The sequence below is a fragment of the Streptomyces sp. NPDC046727 genome (genome assembly GCF_040645635.1).
Taxonomy (GTDB): domain Bacteria; phylum Actinomycetota; class Actinomycetes; order Streptomycetales; family Streptomycetaceae; genus Streptomyces.
Window position 1 is genome coordinate 1 of sequence record NZ_JBEYYR010000079.1, and the last position, 8,414, is coordinate 8,414.

An 8,414-nucleotide genomic window follows, 5' to 3' on the forward strand; every position below is an offset into this window, starting at 1 on the left:
GCGGTGATCGCCGGGCATCCGCTGGTGGCGCAGGTGGCGGTGGTCGCGCGGCAGGACCGGCCCGGGGACAAGCGCCTCGTCGCCTACGTCGTACCCAGCGCCGGTCCTGGCGTGGAGCGGGCAGCCGCCGGTGCGGAACTCGCCAACAGGGAACTGCGCCGGTACGTGGGTGAGCGCCTGCCGGAGTTCATGGTTCCGGCAGCGGTGGTGGTGCTGGACGCGTTGCCGGTGACGGCCAACGGGAAGCTGGACCGGCGGGCGCTGCCGGCCCCGGACTACGCGGCCGCAGTGACGTCGCGCGCCCCGCGCAGCGAGCGTGAGCGGGAGCTGTGCGAGATCTTCGCCGAGGTGCTGGGTGTGGAGCGGGTCGGTATCGACGACAGCTTCTTCGACCTGGGCGGACACTCCCTGCTCGCCACCCGGCTCATCAGCCGCATCCGCACCCGCCTGGGCGTCGAACTCCCCCTCCGCACCCTCTTCGAATCACCGAACGTTGCCACGCTGGCCGAACAGCTGGGAACCGCGCGCAAGTCGCAGCGGCCCGCACTGCGGCGGATGCCGCGTCCTGAGGAGAACTGATGATTTCGCTGTCCTTTGCCCAGCTTCGCCTCTGGTTCCTGAACCGCCTTGAGGGCGCGGCCACCGCCACGTACAACCTGCCGATCACGCTCAGGCTCACCGGGAACCTGGACCGGGACGCGCTGGCCGCCGCGCTGCGGGATGTCGTGGAGCGGCACGAGAGCCTGCGGACCGTCTTCCCCGAAGGCCCCGACGGCACCCCCTACCAGCACATTCTCGACACCCGTCAGGCATGGTCCGGTATGGAGGTGGTGCCGGCCGCCGAGAACGAACTCGACGCCGCCGTCTCCGCCTTCCGCACCCGCGGCTTCGACGTGACGGTCGACATCCCCTTGCGGGTGCGGTTGTTCGCGGTGGCGGAGGACGTGCATGTGCTGGTGGTGGTGTTGCATCACATCGCCGGTGACGGATGGTCGATGGCACCGTTGGCGCGGGACGTGGCCACGGCCTACGCGGCACGAGCCGGTGGCCGTGCTCCGGAGTGGGAGCCGCTGCCGGTGCAGTACACGGACTACGCGTTGTGGCAGCGGGAGCTGCTCGGTGACGAGTCCGACCCGGACAGCCTGATCAGCCAGCAGGTCGCCTACTGGACGCGGACGCTGGCCGACCTGCCGGAGCAGATAGAGCTTCCCGTGGACCGCGCGCGGCCCGCCGCGTCCTCCTACCGAGGCGACAGCGTCGCGTTCACCGTGGGCGCGGAGGTGCACCGAGGGCTGGTCGCGTTGGCCCGGGAGTCGGGCGCGAGCATGTTCATGGTGGTGCAGGCGGCGTTCGCGGCGCTGCTGAACCGCCTGGGCGCCGGCACCGATATTCCGATCGGTTCGCCGGTGGCGGGTCGTACGGACGAGGCGCTGGAGGACCTGGTCGGGTTCTTCGTGAACACGCTGGTGCTGCGCACCGACCTGTCCGGTGACCCGACGTTCCGCGAACTGGTCGACCGGGTCCGGGAGCGGGATCTGGAGGCGTTCGAGAACCAGGACGTGCCGTTCGAGCACCTGGTGGAGGCGATCAACCCGGTCCGCTCCATGTCCCGCCACCCCCTCTTCCAGGTGGCACTGGCCCTCCAGAACCAGAGCCAGCCCACCCTCCATCTCCCCGGCCTTGACGCCGAGATCCAGCACTACGACAGCGCCGCGGCGAAGTTCGACCTCTCCCTGGGACTGTCGGAGCGTTTCGACAGCCTGGGTGCTCCGGCGGGTCTGGACGGTGCTTTCGAGTTCGCCACGGATCTGTTCGACCGGGTGTCGGTTGAGGGTTTGGTGGAGCGGTTCGGTGGGCTGCTGTCGGCGGTGGTGGCGGATCCGGATGTGCGTGTTGCCCGGTTGGAGGTGTTGTCGTCGGGTGAGCGTGGGGAGTTGCTGTCGGGTTGGCAGGGTGAGCGGGTCGATGTGCCGTGGGCGTCGTTGCCGGTGGTGTTCGAGCGGCAGGTCAGGCGTGGTGCGGATGCGGTGGCGGTGTGCTTTGAGGGTGTGGAGCTGTCGTATGCGGAGTTGAACGCGCGGGCGAATCGGCTGGCTCGGTTCTTGGTGGGTCGTGGGGTGGGTCCGGAGGAGCGGGTGGCGTTGGTGTTGCCGCGTTCGCCGGAGCTGGTTGTGGTGATGTTGGCGGTGTTGAAGGCGGGGGCGGCGTATGTGCCGGTGGACCCGCAGTATCCGGCGGAGCGGATCGCCTACTTGCTTCAGGACGCCCGGCCGGCCGTCGTGATCACGTCCCAGACGGTGCGTCGTGCCGTGCCGGATGGTGCGGCCACGCTGGTGTTGGAGGACATCGCGGATGCCGTGTCGGCTGAGTCCGGTGCGGACTTGTCGGACGAGGACCGCGGGTGTGCTCTGTCTCCGCTTCACCCCGCGTATGTGATCTATACGTCGGGTTCGACGGGGCGTCCGAAGGGTGTGGTCGTCGGGCATGCGGGTGTGGTGAACCTGGCCCTGGACCACGTGGCACGGCTCGGCATCGGCGAGGAGAGCCGCCTGCTGCAGTTCGCTTCGCCGAGTTTCGATGCGGCGGTGGCGGACATGTGGCCGGCGTGGCTGGCCGGGGCGACCTTGGTTCTCGGCACGGCCGAGCGCCTGGTCCCCGGACCCGAGCTGGTGCGCCTGGTGCGCGAATACGGGGTGACACACGCGACGCTGCCGCCGGCCACGCTTCCGGTCCTGGCGGAGGCCGGGGGCCTGCCCGAGGGGCTGACCTTGGTGGTGGCGGGTGAGGCGTGCCCGCCGGAGGTGGCCCGGGAATGGTCACGCGGCCGTCTGATGGTCAACATCTACGGCCCGACCGAGGCGACGGTGGCCTCCACGGCGAGTGCGCCGCTGTCGGGTGAGGGCGTGCCGCCGATCGGCCGTCCGGTGTGGAACACCCGCGCCTATGTGCTGGACGACCGGCTGCGTCCGGTGCCGGCGGGCGTGGCGGGGGAGCTGTATCTGGCGGGCGCGCAGCTGGCCCGGGGGTATCTGAACCGGCCCGGTATGACGGCTGACCGTTTCGTCGCCGACCCGTTTGGCGGCGCGGGTGCGCGCATGTATCGCACGGGTGATGTCGTGCGTCGTCGCCGGGACGGTCAGCTGGAGTACGTCGCTCGTGCCGACGAGCAGGTCAAGATCCGCGGCTTTCGGATCGAGCTCGGCGAGATCGGGACGGTGATCGCCGGGCATCCGCAGATATCGCAGGTCACGGTGATCGCGCGGGAGGACCAGCCCGGTGACAAGAGGCTGGTCGCCTACGTCGTACCGGTGGCCGGGCAGGACGGGCAGGACGGGCTTGAGGGCGCGGACATTCGACGCTACGTGGCCTCCGTGCTCCCGGAGTTCATGGTCCCGGCCGCCGTCGTGGTCCTCCCCGAACTCCCGCTGACCGCGCACCGCAAGATCGACCGCCGGGCCCTGCCTGCCCCGGACTTCACCGCGGCCGTGTCCTCGCGTGCCCCGCGTACCGAGCGTGAGCAGGTCCTCGCCGGGATCTTCGCCGAGGTGCTGGGCGTGGAACGGGTCGGTATCGACGACAGCTTCTTCGACCTGGGCGGACACTCGCTCCTCGCCACCCGCGTCATCAGCCGCATCCGCACCGTACTGAACATCGAACTCCCCCTCCGTGCCTTCTTCGCGGGACCGTCCGTGGTGCAGCTGGCGGAGAGGCTGGCCGAGGAGGGGGGAACGGTCCGCGCCGCCCTCGCCCCCAGGCCCCGCCCCGCCGAAACGCCCCTGTCTCCCGCCCAGCGCGGACTGTGGCTCCTCAACCGCATCCAGGGCGCGACAGCCGCCACCTACAACGTGCCCATCGCGCTGCGGCTGACCGGCCGGCTGGACCGCGAGGCCCTGGCTGCGGCGCTCGGTGACGTGATCGCGCGCCACGAGAGCCTGCGCACGCTGTTCTTGGAGAGCGCCGACGGCACTCCGTATCAGAAGGTGCTGGAGCCGGAGGAGGCTCGTCTCTCCCTGCCCGTGGCAGAGATCGCGGAGGAGAGCGTCACGGCGGCGGTTGCGGATGTCGTGGCGCAGGGCTTCGACCTGAGCGCTGAAGTTCCCGTGCGGGTGCGGTTGTTCGCGGTGTCGGAGGACGTGCATGTGCTGGTGGTGGTGTTGCATCACATCGCCGGTGACGGTTGGTCGATGGCGCCGTTGGCCCGGGATGTGGCGCGTGCGTACGAGGCACGGATCGACGGGCGTGCCCCCGCGTGGGAGCCGCTGCCGGTGCAGTACGCGGACTACGCGCTGTGGCAGCGTGAACTGCTCGGTGACGAGTCCGACCCGGACAGCCTGATCAGCCAGCAGGTCGCCTACTGGAAGCAACAACTCGCCGCCCTGCCCGACCAGTTGGAGCTGCCCACCGACAGGCCCCGACCCGCCGTCGCCTCTCACCACGGCGACCACCTCGTGTTCGAACTGGGCGTGGACGTGCACCAAGGGCTGGTCGCGTTGGCGCGGGAGTCGGGCGCGAGTGTGTTCATGGTGGTGCAGGCGGCGTTCGCGGCGCTCCTGTTCCGAATGGGCGCCGGCACCGATATTCCGATCGGTTCGCCGATGGCGGGTCGTACGGACGAGGCGCTGGAAGACCTCGTCGGCTACTTCATCAACACGCTGGTGCTGCGCACGGATGTGTCGGGTGACCCGACGTTCCGCGAGCTGGTGGAGCGCGTGCGGGAGACGGATCTCGGGGCGTTCGGGAACCAGGATGTCCCGTTCGAGCACCTGGTGGAGGTGCTGAACCCGGTCCGGTCCATGTCCCGGCACCCGCTGTTCCAGGTGATGCTCACCTTCCAGAACAACGCCCAGGCGGACTTCCAGCTGCCCGGACTGACCTTCACCGGCGAACCGACCGGCCATGGCACCGCGAAGTTCGACCTCCAGCTGAGCGTGCACGAGCAGCAGGACACGGAAGGCCGACCCGCCGGCCTCGTCGGCGTCTTCGAGTTCGCCACGGATCTGTTCGACCGGGTGTCGGTTGAGGGTTTGGTGGAGCGGTTCGGTGGGCTGCTGTCGGCGGTGGTGGCCGACCCGGATGTGCGTGTTGCCCGGTTGGAGGTGTTGTCGTCGGGTGAGCGTGGGGAGCTGCTGTCGGGTTGGCAGGGCGAGCGGGTCGATGTGCCATGTGCCTCTTTGCCCGTCGTGTTCGAGCGGCAGGTCAGGCGTGGTGCGGATGCGGTGGCGGTGTGCTTTGAGGGTGTGGGGCTGTCGTATGCGGAGTTGAACGCGCGGGCGAACCGGTTGGCCCGGTTCTTGGTGGGGCGTGGTGTGGGTCCGGAGGAGCGGGTGGCGTTGGTGTTGCCGCGTTCGCCGGAGCTGGTTGTGGTGATGTTGGCGGTGTTGAAGGCGGGTGCGGCGTATGTGCCGGTGGACCCGCAGTATCCGGCGGAGCGGATCGCCTACATGCTCCAGGACGCTCGGCCGGCCGTCGTGATCACCAGCGCATCCGTACAAGCGGCGGTACCCGAAGACACCGACATGCTGGTGTTGGAGGACATCGCGGACACCGTGTCGGCGGAGTCCGGGGCGGACCTGTCGGACACTGACCGCCGCAATCCTCTTCTGCCCAACCACCCTGCGTATGTGATCTATACGTCGGGTTCGACGGGGCGTCCGAAGGGTGTGGTCGTCGGGCATGCGGGTGTGGTGAACCTGGCCCTGGACCACGTGGCACGGCTGGGCATCGGCGAGGAGAGCCGTCTGCTGCAGTTCGCTTCGCCGAGTTTTGATGCGGCGGTGGCGGATATGTGGCCGGCGTGGCTGGCCGGGGCGACGCTGGTGCTGGGCACGGCCGAGCGCCTGGTCCCCGGACCTGAGCTGGTGCGCCTGGTGCGCGAGTACGGGGTGACGCACGCGACGCTGCCGCCGGCGACGCTTCCGGTCCTGGCGGAGGCCGGTGGGCTGCCCGAGGGACTGACCCTCGTCGTGGCGGGTGAGGCGTGCCCGCCGGAGGTGGCCCGGGAATGGTCGCGTGGCCGGCGGATGGTTAACATCTACGGCCCGACCGAGGCGACGGTGGCCTCCACGGCGAGTGCGCCGTTGTCGGGTGAGGGCGTGCCGCCGATCGGTCGTCCGGTGTGGAACACCCGCGCCTATGTGCTGGACGACCGGCTGCGTCCGGTGCCGGCGGGCGTGGCGGGGGAGCTGTACCTGGCGGGTGCTCAGCTGGCCCGGGGGTATCTGAACCGGCCGGGGCTGACGGCTGACCGTTTCGTCGCTGACCCGTTCGGTGACGCGGGTGCGCGCATGTATCGCACGGGTGATGTCGTGCGTCGTCGCCGGGACGGTCAGCTGGAGTACGTCGCTCGTGCCGACGAGCAGGTCAAGATCCGCGGTTTTCGGATCGAGCTGGGCGAGATCGAGTCGGTGATCGCCGGGCATCCGCAGATATCGCAGGTCACGGTGATGGCGCGGGAGGACCAGCCGGGTGACAAGAGGCTGGTCGCCTACGTCGTACCGGCCGTCGGACAGGACGGGCTTGAGGGTGCGGACATTCGACGCTACGTGGCCTCCGTATTGCCGGAGTTCATGGTCCCGGCCGCCGTCGTGACCCTCCCCGAACTCCCGCTGACCGCGCACCGCAAGATCGACCGCCGGGCCCTGCCCGCCCCCGACTACACGGATGCACAGCGTGCGCGTGGCCCGCGCGACGCCCGCGAGGAGTCTCTCTGCGCCATCTTCGCCGAGGTGCTGGGCGCGGAACGGGTCGGCATCGACGACAGCTTCTTCGACCTCGGCGGACACTCGCTGCACGCCACCCGCGTCATCAGCCGCATCCGTGCGGTATTCGGTGTGGAGGTGCCACCGCGCGCGCTGTTCGAGGCCCCGACCGTCGCCCAGCTGAACGCCCGCATGACAGGTGCCCAGGACGCGCGTGCCGCGCTGGAGCCGGTGTCTCGTCCGGCTGAGGTGCCGTTGTCGTTCGCGCAGCGGCGGTTGTGGTTCCTCAATCGGATCCAGGGGTCTGGGTCGGCCACGTACAACATGCCGGTCGCGCTGCGGCTGACCGGCTGGCTGGACCGCGGGGCGCTGGCTGCGGCTCTGGGTGATGTGGTCGCGCGCCACGAGAGTCTGCGTACGGTCTTTCCGGAGGGTCCGGACGGTATCCCGCGTCAGCGTGTCCTCGACGTGGCGGACGCCATGGTGGAACTGCCCGTGCGGAAGATCGGCGACGAGGACGTGTCGGAGGCGGTGGCACGGACCGCGCGTCGTGGCTTCGATCTGACGCGCGAGGCCCCGCTGCGGGCGGAGCTGTTCGCGATCGACGACACCACGCACGTCCTGGTGGTCGTCCTCCATCACATCGCGAGTGACGGCTGGTCGCTGGCCCCGCTCGCGCGCGATGTCGCCCTGGCCTACGAGGCGAGGGTCGGCGGCCGTACGCCGGCCTGGCGGCCCTTGCCGGTGCAGTACGCGGACTATGCCTTGTGGCAGCGGGAACTGCTCGGTGACGACTCCGACCCCGAGAGCCTGCTCAGCAAGCAGGTCGCCTACTGGACCGAGCAACTCGCCGACCTGCCCGATCAGTTGGACCTCCCCTTCGACCGGCCCCGCCCGACCGCGGCCACATACCGTGGCGATACCGTCCCGGTGATTCTGGACGCGGAGCTGCACCAGAGCATCGCCGAGTTCGCCCGCGCGTCGGACGCGAGTGTGTTCATGGTGGTGCAGGCGGCGTTCGCGGCGCTGCTGTCCCGTCTGGGTGCGGGGACGGACATCCCGATCGGTTCGCCGGTGGCCGGCCGTACGGACGAGGCGCTGGACGATCTCGTCGGGTTCTTCGTGAACACGCTGGTGCTGCGCACCGACCTGTCCGGTGACCCGACCTTCCGGGAACTGGTCGGCCGCGTGCGGGAATCCGACCTGTCCGCCTTCGGAAACCAGGACGTGCCGTTCGAGCACCTGGTGGAAGTGCTGAACCCCGTCCGCTCGATGTCCCGGCACCCCCTGTTCCAGGTGATGCTCACCTTCCAGAACAACACGGCCCCGGAACTTCGCCTGCCAGGTCTCGCGCTGAACGCCGAATCGGCCACGTCGGGTTCGGTCAAGTTCGACCTGTCGGTGCACCTCGGCGAGGTTTTCGATGGTGAGGGTGGGCCGGCTGGGTTGTCGGGTGTGTTTGGTTTCTCGGTTGATGTGTTTGACCGGGGGACGGTTGAGGGTTTTGTGGCGCGCTTTGTGCGGTTGTTGCGGGCGTTTGTTGGGGAGCCTGATCGGCCGGTGGGGGCGGCTGAGGTGTTGTCGGGGGTTGAGCGTGGTGTGTTGGTGGGGGAGTGGAGTGGTGGTGGGGGTGGTGTGCCGTCTGGTGTGACGGCTGGTGTGACGGTGGTCGACTGGTTTGCGGAGCAGGTTCGCCGGGTGCCGGGTGCGGTGGCG

Annotated in this window: 2 protein-coding genes; both read left to right on the forward strand. The window is 69.5% G+C overall.

Annotation, left to right across the window (positions count from 1 at the left end; translation table 11 throughout):
• On the forward strand, positions 1 to 579 hold a 579-nt coding region (locus ABZ937_RS42535), incomplete at its 5' end, for a phosphopantetheine-binding protein (protein WP_361701004.1).
• A partial coding sequence (locus ABZ937_RS42540; RefSeq protein ID WP_361701007.1) for an amino acid adenylation domain-containing protein occupies positions 579 to 8,414 on the forward strand: 7,836 nt, incomplete at its 3' end. The genes ABZ937_RS42535 and ABZ937_RS42540, both read left to right, overlap by 1 nt.